The organism is Pseudomonas sp. S3_C06, from assembly GCF_054667675.1.
Genome location: NZ_CP162747.1, coordinates 1919855 through 1939070, shown reverse-complemented (window position 1 = coordinate 1939070; position 19216 = coordinate 1919855). Strand labels below are relative to the sequence as shown.

At 59.0% G+C, this 19216-nt stretch carries 18 protein-coding genes; 6 read left to right on the top strand and 12 right to left on the bottom strand.

The features are described from left to right. Nucleotides 1-250: 250 nt before the first annotated feature. Complete coding sequence (gene yegS / locus AB4N44_RS08345; RefSeq protein ID WP_316916865.1) at nt 251-1168, top strand: lipid kinase YegS; 918 nt, start codon at nt 251-253, stop codon at nt 1166-1168. On the opposite strand, the gene AB4N44_RS08340 is transcribed toward yegS, so the two are convergent. From AB4N44_RS08340 to AB4N44_RS08330, 3 genes are all read right to left on the bottom strand, one after another. Then, nucleotides 1152-1811, bottom strand: a complete 660-nt coding sequence (locus tag AB4N44_RS08340; RefSeq protein WP_034155212.1) for a response regulator — start codon at nt 1809-1811, stop codon at nt 1152-1154. The two genes, yegS and AB4N44_RS08340, sit on opposite strands and share 17 nt — an antisense overlap. Next, a complete protein-coding gene (locus tag AB4N44_RS08335; protein ID WP_127930432.1) occupies nt 1808-2701 on the bottom strand; it encodes a sensor histidine kinase in 894 nt (297 codons plus the stop codon). Before AB4N44_RS08335 ends, AB4N44_RS08340 begins: the two co-directional genes overlap by 4 nt. 485 nt (nt 2702-3186) lie before the next feature. Next, nucleotides 3187-3654: a hypothetical protein gene (locus AB4N44_RS08330; protein ID WP_127929214.1), complete on the bottom strand. Its 468-nt coding sequence runs from the start codon at nt 3652-3654 to the stop codon at nt 3187-3189. A gap of 455 nt (nt 3655-4109) precedes the next feature. On the opposite strand from AB4N44_RS08330, the gene AB4N44_RS08325 reads away from it, so the two are divergent. Both AB4N44_RS08325 and AB4N44_RS08320 read left to right on the top strand, forming a co-directional pair. Beyond that, nucleotides 4110-5045 (top strand): chemotaxis protein CheV, encoded by a 936-nt coding sequence (locus tag AB4N44_RS08325; protein ID WP_007908676.1) that lies wholly within the window; start codon nt 4110-4112, stop codon nt 5043-5045. A 167-nt stretch (nt 5046-5212) separates the two neighbouring features. Beyond that, on the top strand, nt 5213-6019 hold the full coding sequence (locus tag AB4N44_RS08320) for an MOSC domain-containing protein (protein ID WP_127929213.1): 807 nt from the start codon (nt 5213-5215) through the stop codon (nt 6017-6019). An 87-nt stretch (nt 6020-6106) separates the two neighbouring features. Here the strand turns inward: AB4N44_RS08320 and ppnP are convergent, their stop codons facing one another. From ppnP to AB4N44_RS08280, 8 genes are all read right to left on the bottom strand, one after another. Beyond that, the gene (ppnP, locus tag AB4N44_RS08315; protein ID WP_003226701.1) at nt 6107-6391 is read right to left on the bottom strand and encodes a pyrimidine/purine nucleoside phosphorylase; all 285 of its coding nucleotides are present in this window, start codon (nt 6389-6391) and stop codon (nt 6107-6109) included. A 117-nt stretch (nt 6392-6508) separates the two neighbouring features. Next, entirely contained in the window at nt 6509-7051 is a 543-nt protein-coding gene (locus AB4N44_RS08310) for a 3'-5' exonuclease (RefSeq protein WP_127929212.1), read from the bottom strand. A 70-nt stretch (nt 7052-7121) separates the two neighbouring features. Continuing rightward, nucleotides 7122-9083, bottom strand: coding sequence for an acetyl/propionyl/methylcrotonyl-CoA carboxylase subunit alpha (locus AB4N44_RS08305; protein ID WP_460109334.1), 1962 nt, complete (start codon nt 9081-9083; stop codon nt 7122-7124). A 118-nt stretch (nt 9084-9201) separates the two neighbouring features. Continuing rightward, the gene (locus AB4N44_RS08300) at nt 9202-9999 is read right to left on the bottom strand and encodes an enoyl-CoA hydratase/isomerase family protein (protein ID WP_160041285.1); all 798 of its coding nucleotides are present in this window, start codon (nt 9997-9999) and stop codon (nt 9202-9204) included. Then, the gene (gene atuD / locus AB4N44_RS08295) at nt 9996-11153 is read right to left on the bottom strand and encodes a citronellyl-CoA dehydrogenase (RefSeq protein ID WP_007908685.1); all 1158 of its coding nucleotides are present in this window, start codon (nt 11151-11153) and stop codon (nt 9996-9998) included. The genes AB4N44_RS08300 and atuD overlap by 4 nt, the downstream gene beginning before the upstream one ends. A 30-nt stretch (nt 11154-11183) precedes the next feature. Further along, entirely contained in the window at nt 11184-12800 is a 1617-nt protein-coding gene (locus AB4N44_RS08290; protein WP_127929209.1) for an acyl-CoA carboxylase subunit beta, read from the bottom strand. A 3-nt stretch (nt 12801-12803) separates the two neighbouring features. Then, a complete protein-coding gene (locus tag AB4N44_RS08285) occupies nt 12804-13673 on the bottom strand; it encodes an SDR family oxidoreductase (RefSeq protein ID WP_127929208.1) in 870 nt (289 codons plus the stop codon). 12 nt (nt 13674-13685) lie between these two features. Next, on the bottom strand, nt 13686-15470 hold the full coding sequence (locus AB4N44_RS08280) for an acyclic terpene utilization AtuA family protein (RefSeq protein WP_460109336.1): 1785 nt from the start codon (nt 15468-15470) through the stop codon (nt 13686-13688). A 184-nt stretch (nt 15471-15654) separates the two neighbouring features. Between AB4N44_RS08280 and AB4N44_RS08275 the strand changes: the two genes are divergently transcribed. The 3 genes from AB4N44_RS08275 (at nt 15655) to AB4N44_RS08265 (ending at nt 18268) form a co-directional block, all read left to right on the top strand. Continuing rightward, on the top strand, nt 15655-16278 hold the full coding sequence (locus tag AB4N44_RS08275) for a TetR/AcrR family transcriptional regulator (protein WP_122597091.1): 624 nt from the start codon (nt 15655-15657) through the stop codon (nt 16276-16278). A gap of 92 nt (nt 16279-16370) precedes the next feature. Next, entirely contained in the window at nt 16371-17168 is a 798-nt protein-coding gene (locus tag AB4N44_RS08270; protein ID WP_127929206.1) for a substrate-binding periplasmic protein, read from the top strand. Between the two features lie 86 nt (nt 17169-17254). Then, nucleotides 17255-18268 (top strand): GNAT family N-acetyltransferase, encoded by a 1014-nt coding sequence (locus tag AB4N44_RS08265; protein ID WP_460109339.1) that lies wholly within the window; start codon nt 17255-17257, stop codon nt 18266-18268. Between the two features lie 136 nt (nt 18269-18404). On the opposite strand, the gene AB4N44_RS08260 is transcribed toward AB4N44_RS08265, so the two are convergent. Beyond that, on the bottom strand, nt 18405-18959 hold the full coding sequence (locus AB4N44_RS08260) for an RNA polymerase factor sigma-70 (protein ID WP_141127401.1): 555 nt from the start codon (nt 18957-18959) through the stop codon (nt 18405-18407). Between the last annotated feature and the right edge of the window lie 257 nt (nt 18960-19216).

Below are 19216 nucleotides of genomic sequence, written 5' to 3'. Positions count from 1 at the left end.
GAGCACTGGGGGTGTATCCGCTCATTACATGCACGTCCTTGTGTATTGGATTGAAGATTGATACCGCCAGAACACGGTGACTCAATGCTCGGACCGGGTCAATTAAGCCGATTCCGCATGTTTTGTAAGAAAAAATACCGCTGTGTAGGACGTCCGGGCCGGAAGGCTGAATTAATTGTGATTTCCACGGCTTTTTTGTGTGCGGCAGCGGTCAAGATGTTTCAACCGATTCGATTTGTGGAGTGACGTAATGACTGAACGCCGAGCGCTGTTGATTCTGCATGGCAAGCAGGCTCTCAACGAGGCGGTTCGAACCGCCGTCGAGGACAAGCGTAAACAGGGCTGGGAACTGGCCGTACGCCTGACCTGGGAGGCAGGGGATGCTCAGCGTTGGGTCGAACAGGCATTGGCGGACGGCTACACAAAGATCATTGCCGGCGGTGGAGATGGGACGTTGCGCGACATTGCCGAAGCGCTCGCGGCGCATCCGGGTAAAGCCAGCCTGGTGCTTTTACCTTTGGGCACCGCCAACGATTTTTCTCGCGCAGCCGGTGTGCCACTGGAGCCCGCCGAGGCACTCGAGCTACTTGATGTACCGCCGCGCGATATCGATCTGGGTGAAGTGGGCGGGCAGATTTTCCTCAACATGGCCACTGGCGGTTTCGGTAGCCAGGTCACGGCCAATACCTCCGAGGACCTGAAAAAGGTGCTGGGTGGTGCCGCTTATCTGTTCACCGGTTTGTCACGGTTCAGCGAACTGCATGCCGCTTACGGCGAACTTCAGGGGCCGGACTTTCACTGGCGTGGCGAGTTGCTGGCGCTGGGCATCGGCAATGGCCGTCAGGCCGGCGGCGGGCACGTTTTGTGTCCAGAGGCGCTGGCCGATGACGGTTTGCTTGATATCAGCATCCTGCCGGCACCGCAGGAGCTGGTTGGCACGTTGAAGACGCTGCTCAGTGATGGTTTCGGGATCGACAACATGTTTGTACGAACCCGCTTGCCATGGGTCGAAATCAAGGTCGCCGAGGGGCTCTGCATCAATCTTGATGGCGAACCGCTGGAAGGCGACAGCATGCGATTTGAAGTGCGTCCGGCGGCGTTGCGTGTGCATTTGCCGGAGCATTCTCCATTGTTGGGCAGCGCCGGATCGGTCAGTCGTCCAGGCTGATGATCTGTTCGCGCACGGCGAACAGCACCAGGCCTGCAACGTCGTAGATTTGCAGGCGCTTCATGATCTGAGAGCGGTGGGTCTCGACTGTCTTGATGCTCAGCCCCAGGCCATTGGCGATTTCCCGGGTGGATTTCCCGCGCACGATCAAGCGCAGGATTTCCAGTTGGCGGGCGGTCAGATTGTGCGAGTCGGCGATTTCCGGCTGCTGCTTCTGGTTGCGCGTCAGGGCCTGATTGATCACGGTATGGGCGATGGCCGGGCTCAAATAGCGCTCGTTGTTGCGCAAGGCTTCCAGCGCATGTTCGAGTTCGGTGGCCGTCGTGTCCTTGAGCAGGTAACCATGGGCGCCGGACTCCAGGGCCTGCATGATCAACGCTGGATCGGTATGCATCGACAGGATCAGCACCTTGCTCTGCGGGCGCACCCGCTTGAGCCGTTGCAAGGCTTCCAGGCCACCGGTTTCTTTCATGGAGATATCCAGCAAGACGATGTCGGGACTCAATTGCTCGACCATTTCGAGCAGTTGCGAACCGTCATTGGCCTCGCCAATCACCGCGTAACCGGGAATATCCAGCACCAGAGCGCGCACGCCGGCCCTGATCAGCGAGTGGTCATCCACCAGAAGTAAGTTGCAAGTCAACGCATAACCTTATTCGTACTGGCCCGCTCGAGTGCGCGAGGCGCCCAGGGGAAGAGTGCTTCGATTTGAGTGCCTTTGCCCGGTTCGCTGATGACGTTCAGGGTGCCACCCAGTTGTTCGATTCGTTCGGCCATCCCGGCCATGCCTCGTTGTCCTTCACGACCCGGATTGACAGCCGGGGCGAATCCCAGGCCGTCATCGCTGATCAGCAAGGTCAGGCCTTTTGGCAGACGTTGCACGCGTATCACCAGGTTTTTCGCCTGTGCGTGACGCAGGATATTGGTAACAGCCTCCTGGGTGATGCGAAAAGCGGCCACGGCCATTTCTTCTGGAATACCGTTAAGGCGCTGCTGGCAATCAAGGCTCCAGTGCACGTTGCTGTTGGTCAAGGTCTTGAGCAGATGCGCACGCAGACTGGCTTCAAGTCCCAGGCTGGTCAATTGACGTGGATTGAGAATGGCCGAAACGTCGCGCACTTTGTTAAGGGTTTCTTCCAGGGTGTCGCACAACGCCGTGCATTGTTCCTGCAAGTCAGCCGGCATGCGTCGTTTGAGCCACTCGCTCTGCAGTTTGGCGGCCGTCAGCAACTGGCCGATATCGTCGTGCAGTTCACGGCTGAGGCGATGGCGTTCGTTTTCCTGGACTTCCAGCAGACGGTCGGCGAGCTCCTGCGGCTGAAACTTGATCGATTTGCGCGACAGGCGATATTGCACCCAGACACACGCGGTAGCCGCAATGTCGAGCAATAGCAATCCAAGGCAAAGTGGAGTCGAAAGACTGTAGGTCAGCAGGCTGCCAAGCGTTGCCGCGATACACAGTATGAGTGTGAACCGGCGTGCATTTTCCCGGGAGGGTGGCCATGTAGTGATTGACTTGAGGCTGGCGTACATAACGGATGGAGCCAATGGATGTTCGCTGCGGGCAGACCGGCCGGAGGCTGGCGGGTCTCTGTCTGAAAATGCTGTGAATTATGTTATTGATTTCAACGCGGTTCAGTGAACGTATTGATCGCCTACTTCAGCGAATAGCGCTCTCTGAAGTCACTGTGCCATTAATTTGAAAGCAGTTAGTGCCCGGCATAATACCACTTAAGATACCGTTGGTCGCGTTTGCTATATATGTCCATTGAGTCAGGAAATAGGCGATATTGGACGCAAGTTCCATAATGGAAAAGCCGATTTATTGTGTGCGGGAGATGTTGGTGTTGCCTGAAAGTGTGCTTGTTTACACACAGGCAAACCCTGAGGCCGGCAGAAAACATTCGTGTCTGTCAAAGCTGATTATTTAATTCGGTTTGTCGCTGACAGGTATGAACTATCCAATTACGACATCAACGTTTGAGTTCAATGTGCCTGCGCGGAGTACTAGGGGCAGTTCAGGCTTGGCCCGAGTAGGGCAGTTGAGGCAAGCGTTTGCCCGTCAATGGTGGCTGCAACTGGCTTTGTCCGACCTGGAAGGCGAATGCTTCGATCAGCGATGTCTGTTCGCTTTCATCAAGGCTCAGTTGCCCGGTCTGCTGATCGACCAGTTCCAACTGCCAGGCCATCAGCGTGAAGCAGTCCTGCAACGCTTGCAGCGCTTGTTCGTGCAGGTCGACGTGATCCTGGTTCAGATTGAGCAGGCTGTAAATGTGCAGGGAAAACTCGGAAATCGCCTCCAGCGCCAAGGCTTCAGCGCGGCGTGCGAGTTTGAGGAGGGTACTGAGTATGCACTCGATGGCGTCCTTGTCATTGCTGATCAGTTGCAGATGGCTGAGGCATTCTTCGGACTTGGCCAGGAGTTGTTCGGCCTCGACAAGGAATTCGGGGAAGCGTTGTACCCACTCTTTGCGGTCCATTGGCATGCTTATCTCCACCACGTCATGTCTGATGAGGGAATGCCGTGTGTGGCGACGATCATGAATCGTCGGGAGATCGCGCCCAGACGTGCAGGTGCACAGGCTGAGGGGTTCCAGAGGGGTTGTTTCCACTGAACTGCGATCGCACACAATAGCCTGACTCCGTTCATGCAATGAGAATGGCGTCACATTAATGGCTATTGGATATTGCGAATATCAGGTTGGGCCTGATTGTTACTAGGGGAATCCCTTAGGCACGGGAACCTACCGTGCAAACCGAGGTCGCGCCGCAGAGAATGTAGCAGATGAAAATCACTGCGCCAGTAAACCATGATGTTAATGTGACATCAATGCCCGATCATGGCATTTTTGCGCGGGTCTGGCATGGCAATCAAGAACCGCCATTTGCCGCCGATAACCTCACATAGTGAAATTCATCAGAACAAGCCCAGGAGTCATTGATGGCCGGCATTCTCGACACGGTAGACCAACGCACGCAACTGGTGGGTGAGAATCGCCTGGAAATTCTCATGTTTCGACTGGCCGGGCGTCAGTTGTTCGCGATCAACGTGTTCAAGGTTCAGGAAGTGCTGCAACTGCCGAAGCTGACCTTGATGCCGCAGCGTCACCCGTTTGTCTGCGGGGTGGTCAATCTGCGCGGTCAGACCTTGCCGGTGATCGATCTGTCGCAAGCGATCGGCATGCGTCCATTGGTGCCGGGGCCGAACAGCACGATCATCGTCACCGAGTACAACCGCTCGGTGCAGGCTTTCCTCGTCGGCGGTGTAGACCGCATCGTCAACATGAACTGGGAAGCCATTCTGCCGCCGCCGACCAGCGCCGGGCGCCAGCATTATCTGACCGCGATCAGCAAAGTCGATGATCAACTGGTGGAAATCATCGACGTCGAAAAAGTCCTCGCCGAAATCGTCCCGTACAACGCCAAGGTCTCGCGGGAAAAACTCGAAGACCCGGTGCTGGAACGCGCCCGTGGCCGTGAAGTGCTGTTGGTGGACGACTCCAACGTCGCGCTCTCGCAATTGCGTGACACGCTCGGCCAGCTCGGCGTGAAAATGCACATTGCCAGCGATGGTCTTAAGGCGCTGAACATGCTCAAGGCCTGGGCCGATACCGGCGTCAACATGACCGACAAGCTGCTGATGATTTTCACCGATGCGGAAATGCCGGAAATGGACGGCTATCGTCTGACTACCGAAATTCGCAACGACCCGCGTCTGCGTGGCCTGTACGTGGTGCTGCATACCTCGTTGTCCGGCAGCTTCAACGATTCGATGGTGAAGAAGGTCGGTTGCGACAACTTCCTCTCCAAGTTCCAGCCGGACAAACTGGTCGACGTGGTTCGCCAGCGTCTGATGCTCGACGAAGTTCCGGCCTGATCACACACCCACTGTAGGAGTGAGCCTGCTCGCGATAGCGGTGTGTCAGCCCCGAATCATTACCTGACACACCGCTATCGCGAGCAGGCTCACTCCTACAGTTTTTGCTCTTTGATTCCTGATCAAGCTCGTATAGGGTGGCGTTTTTATCCTCCAGGGAGCTGGCCATGCTGCGTCTGAGCGCGCTTTATCGTTACCCGTTGAAATCCGGCAAAGTCGATGTGCTGCAACACGTCGACCTCGACAAGCTGGGCCTTGATGGCGACCGACGCTGGATGCTCGTGGACGAAGCCAGCGGCCGCTTCCTGACCCAGCGCGCCGAAGCGAAGATGAGCCAGTTGTCGGCCCTGTGGAATGTGCAGGGCGGTCTGACCCTCAGTGCGCCGCAGCAGTCTTCCATCGACATCGCCTTGCCGGGCAACGACGCTGAACTGCGCGGCGTGACGATCTGGCGTGACACCTTGCGCGTGCCGGATGCCGGTGATGAGGCTGCCCGGTGGGTCAGCGATTTCATTGGAAAACCGACCCGTCTGGTGCAGGTGCCGCTGGATCGCGCTCGCACCACGCAAGCTGGCTATGGCTACGAAGATGATCAGGTCGCGTTCGCCGACGGATTTCCTCTGCTGTTGATCGGCGAAGCCTCTTTGCAGGATCTCTCGCAAAAGGTTGGACGCCCGCTGGAAATGTTGCGTTTTCGGCCGAACCTGGTGATCGAGGGCAGCGAGGCATTCGCCGAGGACGGCTGGAAGCGGATTCGCATTGGCGACGTCGAGTTTCGCGTGGTCAAGCCATGCTCGCGCTGCATTCTCACCACCATCGACCCGCAAACCGGCGAACGCAGTGCCGATCGTGAACCGCTGGCAACCCTGCAGAAATATCGCGCCGAAGCCGATGGCGCGATGTTCGGCCAGAACCTGGTGAATGACAGCAATGGTCGACTCGAAGTCGGCATGCCGGTGGAGATTCTCGAGTAATCCGCCACTGAAACGTAAATGCCCGTGTCTTTGGACACGGGCATTTTTATGGGTGCAGTACTTCTTTTTTCGCTGCGAGCCTTGGGGTTAGCCGCGGTATTCGCACAGGTAAGCGGTGTCGACCGCCACTTTCAGCTGGAACTTGCTGTTGGCCGGAACGTTGAACTGGCTGCCAGCGGCGAAGGTTTCCCAGTCGCTGCTGTCGGGCAGTTTGACGGTCAGTGCACCAGACACGACGTGCATGATTTCACGCTGAGCAGTGCCGAATTCGTATTCGCCCGGCGCCATGACGCCGATGGTCGCCGGACCTTCAGCGGTGCCAAAGGCGATCGACTTGACGGTGCCGTCGAAGTACTCGTTGACTTTAAACATGGGCGATTCCTCGCAAAGGGCTGAAAAATGGAGGCGGCCAGTATGCACAAGGCGTTCAACGCCGTCACCTGCCCGGCGTCTGTCCAGTGAGTTCTCGAATTGACCCTGGAGTGGCAATCAAAGTGGCAATACCAGTGGCAACAATCGCGCGGTGTTGCGTGCATCCTCCAGCGCTCGATGCTGTTGACCGCTGAACTGCATGCCGGCCAATTGCAGTGCGCCGTTAAGGCCCAGCGGCCGTTCGAGGCGCCGAGCCTTGGCGAAGCGTTGTTTGAGGTTCATGTGCGGCACTTTGCTCAAGCCACTGTCGATTTGCAGACGCTGCCACTCCTGCAACAACTGCTTGCGGTCGTAATCACCCCAACTGGCCCAGCCTTCGAGACGTGATTGATGCTGGGCCAGCCAGCGTTCGAACGCCGGCCAGACTTCGGTCAACGGCTGCGCCGTGTCGATATTGGCTTGAGTGATGTGCGTGAGCTCACGACAAAAAGGTGTCAGCAATGGCCGCCGCGTCGGTTTGACGAAGCGCTGGAAGTGATCCTGCTCGCGCCCGGCGCGATCGACCAAAGTGGCGCCGATCTCGATAATTTCCATTTCGGTGACCGGCCAGCCACCCTCATCGGTGGTGGCTTCCAGATCTATGACCAGCCAGTGGGGCATCGCAGGGTTCCTGATTTCCGCGTTCTGATAACTCAGAGCGTAGTCAAAACCCGCATCCGCGTGTGGGCGACTACTCGACCTGCAACAGAACCTGACGATTTTTTACCTGATCGCCGACCTTGACCTGCACCCGCTTGAGCACGCCGTCGATGCCGGCCTTGAGCGGGTGCTCCATTTTCATTGCCTCCAGCACCACCAGCAACTGACCTTTGCTGACCGGGCTGCCTTCGCTGACCAGTACGTCGACGATGGCACCGTCCATCGGCGCTTTCAGGGTGCCGGAGCTGACGCTGGTCTGACTGTCGATCACGGCGTGAGTTCGATCCTCCAGGCGCAGGCTTCCGGGGAGGGTGAACAGCCAGAGCTGCTGGCCATTCTGGCGAAAGGCCTGGCGCTGGCGCAGACCGTCGACTTCCAGCGTCACTGAATGTGCGTCGTGGTCGATGAGTTTCAATGCCAGCGTGCGTTCGCCGACCTGCACCTTGAACGCACCTTGCGGCTCGGCGAGCAGTTGCAGTGTCCAGTTCTGTTCGTCGCGGCCAAGACGATAATGCAGCGGCACACTGGCGTTGTTGCGCCAGCCGGAAAGCGGCGCGCGATGGCTGAGGGCGCTGGTTTGATAGAACAGCACTGCGGCGATCGCCAGGTCTTCGACACTCGGCGAGTAACGGTGCAGGCTCGGATGATCGCTGAAATGCTGCGCAATGAAGGCGGTACTGAATTCACCGCTGATGAACTGCGGATGTTGCAACAGGCTGACGAGCAAGCGCTGATTGCTTTGCATGCCCAATAAAACCGTGTCCTGTACTGCGCGCAACAGTTTGCGCCGGGCCTCTTCGCGAGTGGCGCCGAAAGCGATCATTTTGCCGAGCATCGGGTCGTAAAACGGGCTGATCGATTGCCCTTCCAGCAAGCCATGATCGATTCGCGCGCCGTGTCGAAGCGCTGGCGCCCAGGCTTCTATGCGGCCGGTTTGCGGCAGAAAATCCTGTGCTGGATCTTCGGCATAGAGTCGCACTTCGATTGCATGCCCGTTGAGCTGGACCTGATCCTGAGTCAGCGGCAATGGCTGACCTTCGGCAACCAATATTTGCCACGCCACCAGATCCAGCCCGGTGATCAATTCAGTCACCGGGTGTTCCACTTGCAAACGCGTGTTCATCTCCAGAAAGTAGAACTGTCCGCGCGCATCGAGCAAGAACTCCACCGTGCCGGCACCGACGTAATTCACCGAGCGGCCAGCCTTGAGCGCCGCTTCACCCATGGCCTGGCGCAGTTCGGCGGTCATCACCGGGCAAGGTGCCTCTTCGATGACTTTCTGGTGGCGACGCTGGATCGAACAGTCGCGTTCGCCCAGGTAGATCAGGTTGCCGTGATGATCGCCGAACAGTTGTACTTCGACGTGCCGTGGTTCGAGCAACGCTTGTTCGAGAATCAATTCGTCGCTGCCGAAACCGTTCAAAGCTTCGGAGCGTGCGGTGCGCAGTTGCGCTGGCAGATCAGCGGCGTCGAGCACCAGACGCATGCCGCGTCCACCGCCGCCGGCGCTGGCTTTGATCATCAGTGGATAACCGATGCGTTCAGCCTCGCGCAGCAACGTTGCGTCGTCTTGTTCTGCGCCCTGATAACCGGCGATGCACGGCACGCCGGCTTCGAGCATGGCGATTTTTGACTGGCGTTTGCTGCCCATCAGCTCGATGGCTGCGACGCTGGGGCCGATGAAGATCAGCCCGGCTTGCTCGCAGGCGCGGGCGAATTCGGCGTTTTCCGAGAGAAACCCGTAGCCTGGGTGGATTGCGTCGGCGCCGCTGCGGCGGGCGGCGTCCACTATGGCCGAGATGTTCAGGTAGGACTGCTGCACGGGCGCGGGGCCGATGTGAACGGCTTGATCGGCCATTTTCACGTGCAGGGCATCGGCGTCGGCGTCGCTGAAGACGGCGACGGTGCGATAGCCCAAAGCCTGGGCGGTACGCTGGATGCGGCAGGCGATTTCACCGCGGTTGGCGATCAGGATTTTGTGGATGGCGGGCATGGTGATCTTCCTGAATATTTGGCGGTGGATTGGCTGGCCTCTTCGCGAGCAGGCTCGCTCCCACAAGGGGTTTGCGTCGTTCACAAAACCTGTGGGAGCGAGCTTGCTCGCGAAGCTTTTAAGAGGCCCACCGAGGTTTGCGTTTCTGCATGAATGCCATGGTTCCCTCCACACCTTCGTCGCCAGTCACCGCTTCGCTAAACCACTGCGCCGCCTCATCAAGCAATTCACTCGAAGGCTGCCCGGCACTCGCCAACAGCAATTTCTTGGTCATCGCATTCGCCTCCGGCGCGCAACACAACACATGTTGCAGTACCTCATCCAGCCGCTCGGCCAGCGCCTGCGGATCCTGTTCGACAAAGTGCACCAGCCCCAGACGCCGTGCCTGATGCCCGTCAAAACGCGCTGCCGTTAGCGCCAACCGACGGGTTTCGGTCAGGCCGATGCGCTGCACCACAAACGGTGCGATCTGCGCCGGCAGCAAGCCGAGGCTGGTTTCCGGCAGACCAAATTGCGCCTGATGATCGGCAATCGCGATATCACTGACACACGCCAGACCGAAACCACCGCCGAGCACCGCGCCTTGCAGCACCGTGATCAATACTTGCGGCGTGTGTTGCGCCTCTTCCAGCAAGGCGCCGAAAGCACGATTCAGATCACGATAAGCATCAGAGCCCTGAGCGCGTGCACTGGCCATGTCCTTGATATCGCCACCGGCACAGAAATGCCCGCCAGCACCGCTGAGTACCAAGGCCCGGACAGCACGGTCATCCCGCACAGCCGCCAGCATCGAGCGCAATTCAGCCACCATCTGCAGGCTCATCGCATTACGGCTGTCCGGCCGATTGAGGGTGATGTGCAGCACACCGCCATGCAGCTCCTGCAGCAGCGTCTGGCAATCCGGCAGGCTGCTCATTTCTTTTTCCCGGGCAGGATGCCCATCAGTTTGCAGATGATCCCCAGCATGATTTCGTCGGCGCCGCCGCCAATCGACACCAGCCGCACATCGCGATAGGCGCGGGCCACCGGGTTGTCCCACATGAAGCCCATGCCGCCCCAATATTGCAGGCAACTGTCGCTGACTTCGCGGCCGAGGCGTCCGGCCTTGAGCTTGGCCATCGACGCCAGGCGCGTGACGTCCTGGCCTTTCACGTACTGCTCGGTGGCCTGATAGACCAGCGCGCGCAGGCATTCGATTTCGGTCTGCAATTCGGCGAGGCGAAAGTGGATCACCTGGTTGTCGATCAGCGCATTGCCGAAGGTCTTGCGCTCTTTGCAATATTCGATGGTGCTGTCGACGCAGTATTCCAGGCCTTTGATCATGTTCGCTGCGCCGAACAGACGTTCTTCCTGAAACTGCAGCATCTGCATCATGAACCCGGCGCCTTCATGACCGATGCGGTTGCGCTGTGGCACGCGCACATTGTCGAAAAACACCTGAGCGGTTTCCGAACTGCGCATGCCGAGCTTGTCCAGATGGGAACTGAGACTGATCCCCGGTGTGTTCATCGGCACCATGATCAGCGACTTGTTGATGTGCGGTTTGTCGTCCGAAGTGTTGGCCAGCAGGCAGATGAAGTCAGCGCTCGGCGAGTTGGTAATCCACATCTTGCTGCCGTTGATCACATAGTCGTCGCCGTCCTTGCGCGCGGTGGTTTTCAGCCCGGCCACATCAGATCCGGCGCCAACTTCGGAGACGCCGATGCAACCGACCTGTTCGCCGGTGATCGCCGGACGCAGGAACTCTTCCCGCAGTTCATCGGAGCCGAAGCGGGCGAGCGCCGGGGTGCACATATCCGTCTGCACGCCGATCGACATCGGAATGCCGCCGCAATGAATGGTGCCGAACTCTTCGGCGGCGACAATCGAATAGCTGTAGTCGAGGCCCATGCCGCCGAATTTTTCCGGTTTGGAAATACCCAGCAAACCGAGGTCGCCGGCCTTGCGGAAAATCTCGTGGATGGGAAAGCGGCCAGCCTTTTCCCATTCATCGACGTGCGGATTGATCTCGTGCTCGACGAACTGGCGGACGGTACGGCGCAAGGCTTCGTGTTCCGGGGTGAAGATCATTGTTCTTGTTCTCCGTAGAATCCGTGGCGGTCAGAACCGGCTGACGCCGAAGCTGTTGGGTTGCAACGTGCGAATGTCGGCTTCGTGGCAGATATCGAGCAAATAGCCGAGCAGGGTGCGCGTGTCGCGCGGATCGATCAGCCCGTCATCCCACAGGTTGGCGCTGCCGTAGAGCGCGGTGGACTGGCTGTCGAGTTTCTGCGCGGTGACCTGTTCGAGCATGTCGAGCATCTTCGGGTCTGGCGTCAGACCGTCCTTGAGCTGTTTGGCTTCGGTGACGATGCGCAAGACTTTCCCGGCTTGTGCGCCGCCCATCACCGCCGTGCGGCTGTTCGGCCAGGCGAAGATGAAACGCGGATCGAGACCGCGCCCGCACATCGCGTAGTTGCCGGCGCCGTAGGAACCGCCGACGACCATCGTCAGTTTAGGCACGCGCGCATTGGCCACCGCTTGAATCAGCTTCGAGCCGTGTTTGATCACGCCTTGCTGTTCCGATTCGGTACCGACCATGAAGCCGGTGGTGTTGTGGAAGAACAGCAATGGCGTCTGGCTCTGATCGCACAACTGGATGAACTGTGCAGCCTTGCTTGCACCGTTGGGTGTGATCGGGCCGTTATTGCCGATAAAGCCGCAGGCGCGGCCCTGAATCTTCAATTGGCCGCAGATGGTTTGCTGATCGAACTCGCCTTTGAACTCGACGAAGTTCGATTCGTCGGCAATGCGCGCGATGATTTCGCGCACGTCATAGGGCTTTTTCGGATCATCCGGAATCAGTCCGAGCAATTCATCGATGGGGTAGAGCGGTTCTTTGTACTGCGGCTCCGGCAACCATGGCAGTTGTTCATTCCACGGCAGCATGCGCAGGATGTCACGCACCTGACGCACGCCATCGGCATCGTTCTCAGCGAGGTATTCGGCGGTCCCGGCGACCTGCGCATGCATCTCGGCGCCACCGAGTTCTTCATCGGTGGCGACTTCGCCGGTGGCGGCTTTGAGCAGCGGCGGCCCGGCGAGAAACAGCTTGGCCTTGCCGCGCACGACCACCACGTAATCCGACAGCCCCGGCTGATAAGCGCCGCCAGCCGTGGCTGAACCGTGCACCACGGTGATCTGCGGCAAGCCCATGGCGGACATTCGCGCCTGGTTGGCAAAACTGCGCGCGCCTTCGACGAAAATCTCGGCGGCGTAGTTGAGGTTGGCGCCGCCGCTTTCGGCGAGGGTGATCACCGGGAGCTTGTTTTCCTGAGCGATCTGTTGCAGGCGCAGGGATTTTTTCAGGCCGCTCGGCGAGATGGTGCCGCCCTTGATCGCGCTGTTATTCGCCACGACCATCGCGCGGATGCCGCAGACATAACCGATGCCGGCGATCAGTCCGCCCCCGGCCGAGCTGCCGTCCTTGTCGTCGTGCAGTTTGTAGCCGGCGAGGCTGGCCAGTTCGAGGAAGGGGGCACCGGGATCGAGTAACAGATTCAGGCGCTCGCGGGGCAACAGTTGCCCGCGCTTGTCGAATTTCGCCTTGGCTTCTGCGGCTCTGTTCAACAGGTTCTGTTCGAGCTGCTGCACTTGCTCAATGGCCGTGAGCATTGCCGCACGATTACGGGCAAAGGCCTCACTGCGCGGATCGAGTTGAGACTGGATCTGCGACATGACTTACTCCTTGTCCTTGAGGACATCGGGGAGGTAGGCCCGGTGAAAGCCGTTGAACGACTCGCTGTGATTCGCCTTGTGCAGCGGCCATGCACGGCTGCCAAGGCTGGCCGCACCGTCGATTTTCAAGGTGCTGCCGCTGATGAACGCCGCCGCCGGGCTGAGTAGAAACACAATCGCTGCGCTGACTTCCGACTCGGTGCCGATGCGTTTGAGCGGTACATGCTCGCGCAAGGTTGGAATCACCGCTTTGAACGCACCTTCATAGGTGTCCATACCACTGGAGGCGATCCAGCCCGGCGCCACCGCGTTGACCCGCACCCCGGCATAACCCCATTCAAACGCGGCAGTCTTGGTGAAATTGTCCATGCCCGAACGCGCCGCGCCGGAGTGGCCCATGCCGGGCATGCCGCCCCACATGTCGGCGAGCATGTTGACGATGCTGCCGCCGTGTTTGCTCATCGATTGGTTGAACACTTCCCGCGCCATCAGGAAACCGCCGACCAGGTTGGTGCGCAACACGGTTTCGAAACCTTTCTGATTGATCGAAGCCAAGGGCGACGGGTACTGGCCGCCGGCATTGTTGACCAGACCGTGAATCGGCCCGTGCTCGGCGATCAGCTCCTTGACCAGTTGTTTCACCGCTTCTTCATCGCGGATATCGCAAGCCTTCCAGTGCGCGCGGCCACCGTCCTCGGCGATTTCGCCGGCGACTTTTTGCAGTTTTTCCGGTTTGCGCCCGACCAGCAGCACATTCGCGCCGAGCGCTGCCAGTTCATGCGCGGTGCAACGGCCGATGCCGCTGCCGCCGCCGGTGACGATGATGGTCTGGCCGCTGAACAGATCGGCCTTGAATATCGACGCGTAAGCCATGCAAACCCTCCTCTAGTCGAGCTGTTCGGCGATGCTTTGCGGCACCGGAATCTGGATTTCCAACAGTTGCTGGGCGAAGGCTTTGCCTTGCGGGTCGATGCGCAGGCTGGCCACGCCACCACCGCCGAGCGCGTTTTCCAGGAGAAAATTCAGGCTGTGGGTGCCAGGCAGATACCAGCGCTCGACCCGGCCGTGGATCGGGTCGAGCACGTGGCTCATCCAGTCGACGATGACGGCTGGCGTCAGCGCTTCGGCGATCCACGGCAGGTATTCGGGTTGGCGCGGCAGCACGCCGATGTTGCTGTGATTGCCTTTGTCTCCAGAGCGCGCCACGGCCAGTTTCACCAGCGCCACGCTGGCATCGGCGCGGCCTTGAGGTTTGTCTGGTTGGTGGGCAATCGGCAAATCGTCACTGTCGAGTGCAACCAGTGAGGGCAGGGCGCAAGGATGGCTTTTACCGGCCATGTCGATTTGCAGGGTGCAGGCACTTTTATCAATCAGGAACGAGAACAGACGGATCAGCGGGTACACCGTTGGCCGTCCGCCGACGATGCCGGTCAATCCCGGCGCCATGGCGGTCGCGGCCTGGGCAATTTCCCGGGAGAACAGGATCAATGCCTGTTTGTTCGGGTGACGCACGGCGAGTTTGATTACCACCTCACGGCTGTCGTGACGCTGACCGTGGGGGCCGTAGGTGGCTTCGCTGCCGAGCAGTTCGATATCGGTTTCGCTGTAGGGCGCCCAGCCACGCTGGCTGAACATCTCCGCCGTTCTGGCGATGATCGCCTGACTGACGCGCCGTGCCTTGTCCACCGCATCGATACCGGCGATCAGGCAACTGGCGGTGCAGCGAAAACCGTCCGGGTAAGTGGCGCTGACCTTGTACTTGTCGCTGGGCGGCAAGCCTTTGGCGCCGTGCACGTGCACCGCGTTTTTGCCTTGCTGCTGAAGTTTGACCTGAGTGAAATCGCAGACCACGTCGGGCAGCAGATAGGCCTGTGGATCGCCGATTTCATACAGCATCTGTTCGCCAACGGTCAGCGGCGTGATCAGTCCGCCGGAGCCTTCAGGCTTGCTGACGATGAATTGGCCGTCGGCGCTGACTTCCACGATCGGAAAGCCGATGTGTTCGTAGTCCGGCACCTCGCGCCAATCGGTGAAATTGCCGCCGGTGCATTGCGCGCCGCATTCGATGATGTGCCCGGCCAGCGCGGCTTGCGCGAGTTTGTCGTAGTCGTGCCACGACCAGCCGAATTCGTGCACCAGTGCGGCACTGACCACAGCGCTGTCGACCACGCGTCCGGTGATGACGATGTCGGCGCCCAGACGTAGCGCTTCGACGATGCCCGGTGCGCCGAGGTAGGCGTTGGTCGACACGCACATCGGTGGCAGTGGAGCGCCGCTGAACATCTCGCTGATGCCGCTGAGGTGTTTGAGTTGCGGTTGCAGGTCATCGCCAAGCAGTACGGCGATTTTCAGCTTGATGCCGGCCTTGTCGCAAGCTGCTTGCAAGGCATTGGCGCAGGCCTGCGGATTGACTCCGCCGGCATTGCTGATCACGCGGATGTTCTGCTCGGCCAACTGTGGCAGCAGGGGCGTGAGGATTTCGATGAAGTCACTGGCGAAGCCCGCCTGCGGATCTTTCATGCGCGCAGCGGCCATGATCGACATAGTGATCTCGGCGAGGTAGTCGAACACCAGATAGTCCAGCTCGCCGCCTCCCACTAGCTGCGCGGCGGCGGTGGACGTATCTCCCCAGAATGCACTGGCGCATCCGATGCGAACGGTGGTGGGCATTTTTTTCTCCGACTCAGCAACCTGCGACAGAAGTGTCTGGAGGCTACCAAGCAAGCGCTTGGTTTGTAAACAGTTGAAACTATCTTCTTCCCAAGCGCTTGCTTGGTTGCCGCTGGCGGCTTAAATTGCGCGCAACCCTGCGGTTTCAGGGGGCAACAGACTGATCGACTGTAGGAGAGAACGGGTGGACGAGCAAAAAGCCCTGAGGGTCATGCGCGATTTGGTCGACGAAGGCCAGTTGACCGACCCCGACAGCGCCCGTGGCAAATTGCTGCAAGTGGCGGCTCACCTGTTTCGCAACAAAGGCTACGAACGCACCACGGTGCGCGATCTGGCCGGCGCCGTCGGCATCCAGTCCGGGAGCATTTTTCATCACTTCAAAAGCAAGGATGAAATCCTCCGCGCGGTGATGGAAGAAACCATCCGCTACAACACGGCCCTGATGCGCGCGGCGCTGGCCGACGCTGCAGATGTGCGCGAGCGCGTGCTGGCGCTGATTCGCTGCGAACTGCAGTCGATCATGGGCGGCAGCGGTGAAGCCATGGCGGTGTTGGTTTATGAGTGGCGCTCGCTGTCCGAAGAGGGGCAGGCCAAAGTACTGGCGCTGCGCGATGTTTACGAAGACATCTGGCTGCAGGTGCTGGGTGAGGCCAAGGACGCCGGATTTATCCGTGGCGATGTATTTATTACCCGACGTTTCCTCACCGGTGCACTGTCATGGACGACCACATGGTTCCGTGCCGGCGGCAGTCTGAGCCTTGATCAACTGGCCGACGAGGCGTTGATTCTGGTCCTCGAAGAACGTTGAAGCACTTTCTATCCAGCTGGGAAACTGGCTAACTGGGCGAAACCGCCTAGCTTGAATGCATTGATCGGTATTTTTTCGGGGAGTGGGGTGTTTTGAAGTCTTTGCCAATTCGGACGGCCGCGGGGTTGATGCTCGCAGCGCTGGCTGCATTCTGGGTATTGCCCGCTCAGGCAGCGCAATTGGTTCGGGTCGGCGCGGCGCATTTTCCGCCTTACACCATTCGCCCGGAAAACGGTGCCGACACCGGCCTCTTGCCGCAACTGGTCGAGGCCCTCAATCGCCTGCAAAGCGACTATCAGTTCGTCCTTGTGCCGACCTCGATCCCCCGGCGTTTCGGTGACTTCAAGCAGGGCCGTATCGACATGGCGATTTTCGAGAATCCGGAATGGGGCTGGAAGGATATCCCGCACACGGACGTCGACATGGGTCTTGAGGACGCGGAGATTTTCGTCGCGCAACGCGAAGACGGTCGTCAGCAGAACTATTTTGCCGACCTCACCGGCAAGCGCCTGGCGCTGTTCAGCGGTTATCACTACGAGTTCGCCAACTTCAACGCTGACCCCAAATTTCTTGCGCAGAATTACAACGCTACGCTGACCTATTCCCACGACAGCAATCTGCTGATGGTCCTGCGTTCGCGGGCGGATATCGCCCTGGTGACGCGTTCCTATCTGTTCGATTACCTGCTGCGTAACGAGAAAGTGCGCGACGAATTGCTGGTGTCGCAGCGCATCGATCAGGTCTATCACCATTACGCCATTCTTCGCCCGACGGCGCCGATCACCGGTGCTGCGTTTGGCAAGCTGCTTAAGGGGTTACGTGACAATGGCGAAATGCTGAAGATTTTCGATCCGTACAAGATTGCGGTAGTGCCGGTGCCCCTTCATTGATGCCTGATTTCCCTTAAGGGCCTAAATTTCCCCTCTCGGCTCACGTCACATCGTTGAACTGTCGACGATTATCGTGAGCCCGACCCATGTCCAATCTGAATGACCTCACTGCCCTGGCCTTGCCATCGGGCAGTCAACTGATCGCTGATGCTACCGAAAGCCGTCTGAGCCTGAGCCTGGACGGGCAACCACTGATTCGCCTGCGCCTAGACAGGGAGGCCAAGGGACCGATCCAGCTTGATGAGCGCTTTGCGCTGCCGCCCGGGCAGGCACTGTGGGCGGCCTGTTACTGGCTGTTCGCGCGGGATCCGGCGTGCCAGCAATTGACCTGGCAACTGGATCAGCCGCCGACCGAGGCGTTGCTCAGTGGCTTGTTGGTGAGCGCCGAAGTGGCTGGCGAATATCGCAGCGAGCGCACGCTGTTCTGGCAATTGCCACAACCGTGGCTCGGCACTTCGCTGACCGGCAGCTATCCGCAGCAGATGATCATCAGCCAAGGCAAGCGTCATCCGCTGCGGCCGGTGAAGCCGCGCGGTGAAGTCTATCGGCGTTTCGATGCGCGTCTGGGTGCGTGGATTTCTCTGCGCACCGTAGAAATCGAAGAAGACCTGCCGCGCTTCAACCGCTGGCAGAACAGCCCGCGTGTCGCCAGTTTCTGGCAGGAAGAGGGCAGTCTCGAGAAACACCGCGAATACCTGGACAAACTCGATGCCGACCCGCACACGCTGACCTTGATCGGCTGTTTCGATGATCAGCCGTTTGCCTATTTCGAGGCTTATTGGGCCAAGGAAGATCGTATTGCACCGTTCTACGATGCCGACAATTACGATCGTGGCATTCACATGCTGGTCGGCGAGGAGGATCACCGCGGGCCGCACAAAGTGGCGAGCTGGCTATCGGCGCTGGTGCATTACCTGTTTCTGGATGATCCGCGCACGCAGCGGGTGGTCGCTGAACCACGCGCCGACAATGCGAAGATGATCGGCCATATGCAGAATCAGTGCTTTCACTGTGAGAAAGAGTTCGACTTCCCGCACAAGCGTGCGGCGCTGATGATCCTGGGGCGTGAGCGGTTTTTTGATCGGTGCAAATTGGCGTGATGATCTGGCTTCAGGATTTCTGTGATCTTGAGGCCGCCTTCGCGAGCAGGCTCGCTCCCACATGGGTTTTGTGGCACTCACAAATTCCATGTGGGAGCGAGCCTGCTCGCGAATGGCTTGACGCAAAATCTGAATCTTAGCGACGACCCGCGATCACCGCATCCCGACGACTGCCCGAGACCTTGCGGCAGTGCACCAGCGCATCACGAATCATGAAGTTGACCAGGGTCGGCGAAACGCCGAGTTCCTTGGCGATGTCCTTTTGCGGCACGCCGTGCAGGCGGTACATCTCGAACGCATAACGAGTGCGACTCGGCAGCTCGGTCAGTGCGTCGGCGATGTTTTCCAAGGTCGAAAAATTGATGTGCGAGGTTTCCGGCGAAGCACCCTGGATGACCACATTCAGCCCTTCCTCTTCAGGGCCGGAGTATTTCTGTTCCAGCGCCTGTTTACGGTAGTGATCGATGGCGAGGTTGCGCACGATCTGGAACAGATAGCTCAGTTGCGCCTTGATCGACGACGTGATCGGTGGCGCCGATTGCAGTCGGAAAAACGCATCCTGCACCACATCTTCGGCGCGCGACCGGCAGCCGGTAATGCGGGCTGCAATCTTGACCAGAATCAGTCGATTGTCGACGAATGCCTGAAGTAGCGGTGAATCGCACTTGCTTGTGGATACTTGTTCCGTCATGGAAATCACCTTGCTGCCAAATAGGTTAGTGGGACGCCTTCGGGGACGGGCCGTCCTACACATCGAGCGACAAATTATGTTGAATGATAATGATTGTCAATTGAGAAAGAGAACTAATGATCCAAATCGGTGCGATGTGAGAACTGCGACACGCCGCCACACCCCGGCCCCGTTGGCGATCCAGCCTGCCGACTAATTATTTCAAGACGTCATCCGTTCTCATTGGTGAATGGTTCCGGGGGAAGCGCCCGACCAGA

Bases quoted from the DNA above. Each gene is read 5' to 3' on its own strand.
- AB4N44_RS08320 (WP_127929213.1), top strand. From the start codon at position 5,213: ATGCTGCGTCTGAGCGCGCTTTATCGTTACCCGTTGAAATCCGGCAAA.
- ppnP (WP_003226701.1), bottom strand. From the start codon at position 6,391: ATGTTTAAAGTCAACGAGTACTTCGACGGCACCGTCAAGTCGATCGCC.
- AB4N44_RS08290 (WP_127929209.1), bottom strand. From the start codon at position 12,800: ATGTCGCAGATCCAGTCTCAACTCGATCCGCGCAGTGAGGCCTTTGCC.
- AB4N44_RS08305 (WP_460109334.1), bottom strand. From the start codon at position 9,083: ATGCCCGCCATCCACAAAATCCTGATCGCCAACCGCGGTGAAATCGCC.
- AB4N44_RS08265 (WP_460109339.1), top strand. From the start codon at position 17,255: ATGTCCAATCTGAATGACCTCACTGCCCTGGCCTTGCCATCGGGCAGT.
- AB4N44_RS08285 (WP_127929208.1), bottom strand. From the start codon at position 13,673: ATGGCTTACGCGTCGATATTCAAGGCCGATCTGTTCAGCGGCCAGACC.
- AB4N44_RS08260 (WP_141127401.1), bottom strand. From the start codon at position 18,959: ATGACGGAACAAGTATCCACAAGCAAGTGCGATTCACCGCTACTTCAG.
- yegS (WP_316916865.1), top strand. From the start codon at position 251: ATGACTGAACGCCGAGCGCTGTTGATTCTGCATGGCAAGCAGGCTCTC.
- AB4N44_RS08280 (WP_460109336.1), bottom strand. From the start codon at position 15,470: ATGCCCACCACCGTTCGCATCGGATGCGCCAGTGCATTCTGGGGAGAT.
- AB4N44_RS08310 (WP_127929212.1), bottom strand. From the start codon at position 7,051: ATGCCCCACTGGCTGGTCATAGATCTGGAAGCCACCACCGATGAGGGT.
- atuD (WP_007908685.1), bottom strand. From the start codon at position 11,153: ATGATCTTCACCCCGGAACACGAAGCCTTGCGCCGTACCGTCCGCCAG.
- AB4N44_RS08330 (WP_127929214.1), bottom strand. From the start codon at position 3,654: ATGCCAATGGACCGCAAAGAGTGGGTACAACGCTTCCCCGAATTCCTT.
- AB4N44_RS08335 (WP_127930432.1), bottom strand. From the start codon at position 2,701: ATGTACGCCAGCCTCAAGTCAATCACTACATGGCCACCCTCCCGGGAA.
- AB4N44_RS08325 (WP_007908676.1), top strand. From the start codon at position 4,110: ATGGCCGGCATTCTCGACACGGTAGACCAACGCACGCAACTGGTGGGT.
- AB4N44_RS08300 (WP_160041285.1), bottom strand. From the start codon at position 9,999: ATGAGCAGCCTGCCGGATTGCCAGACGCTGCTGCAGGAGCTGCATGGC.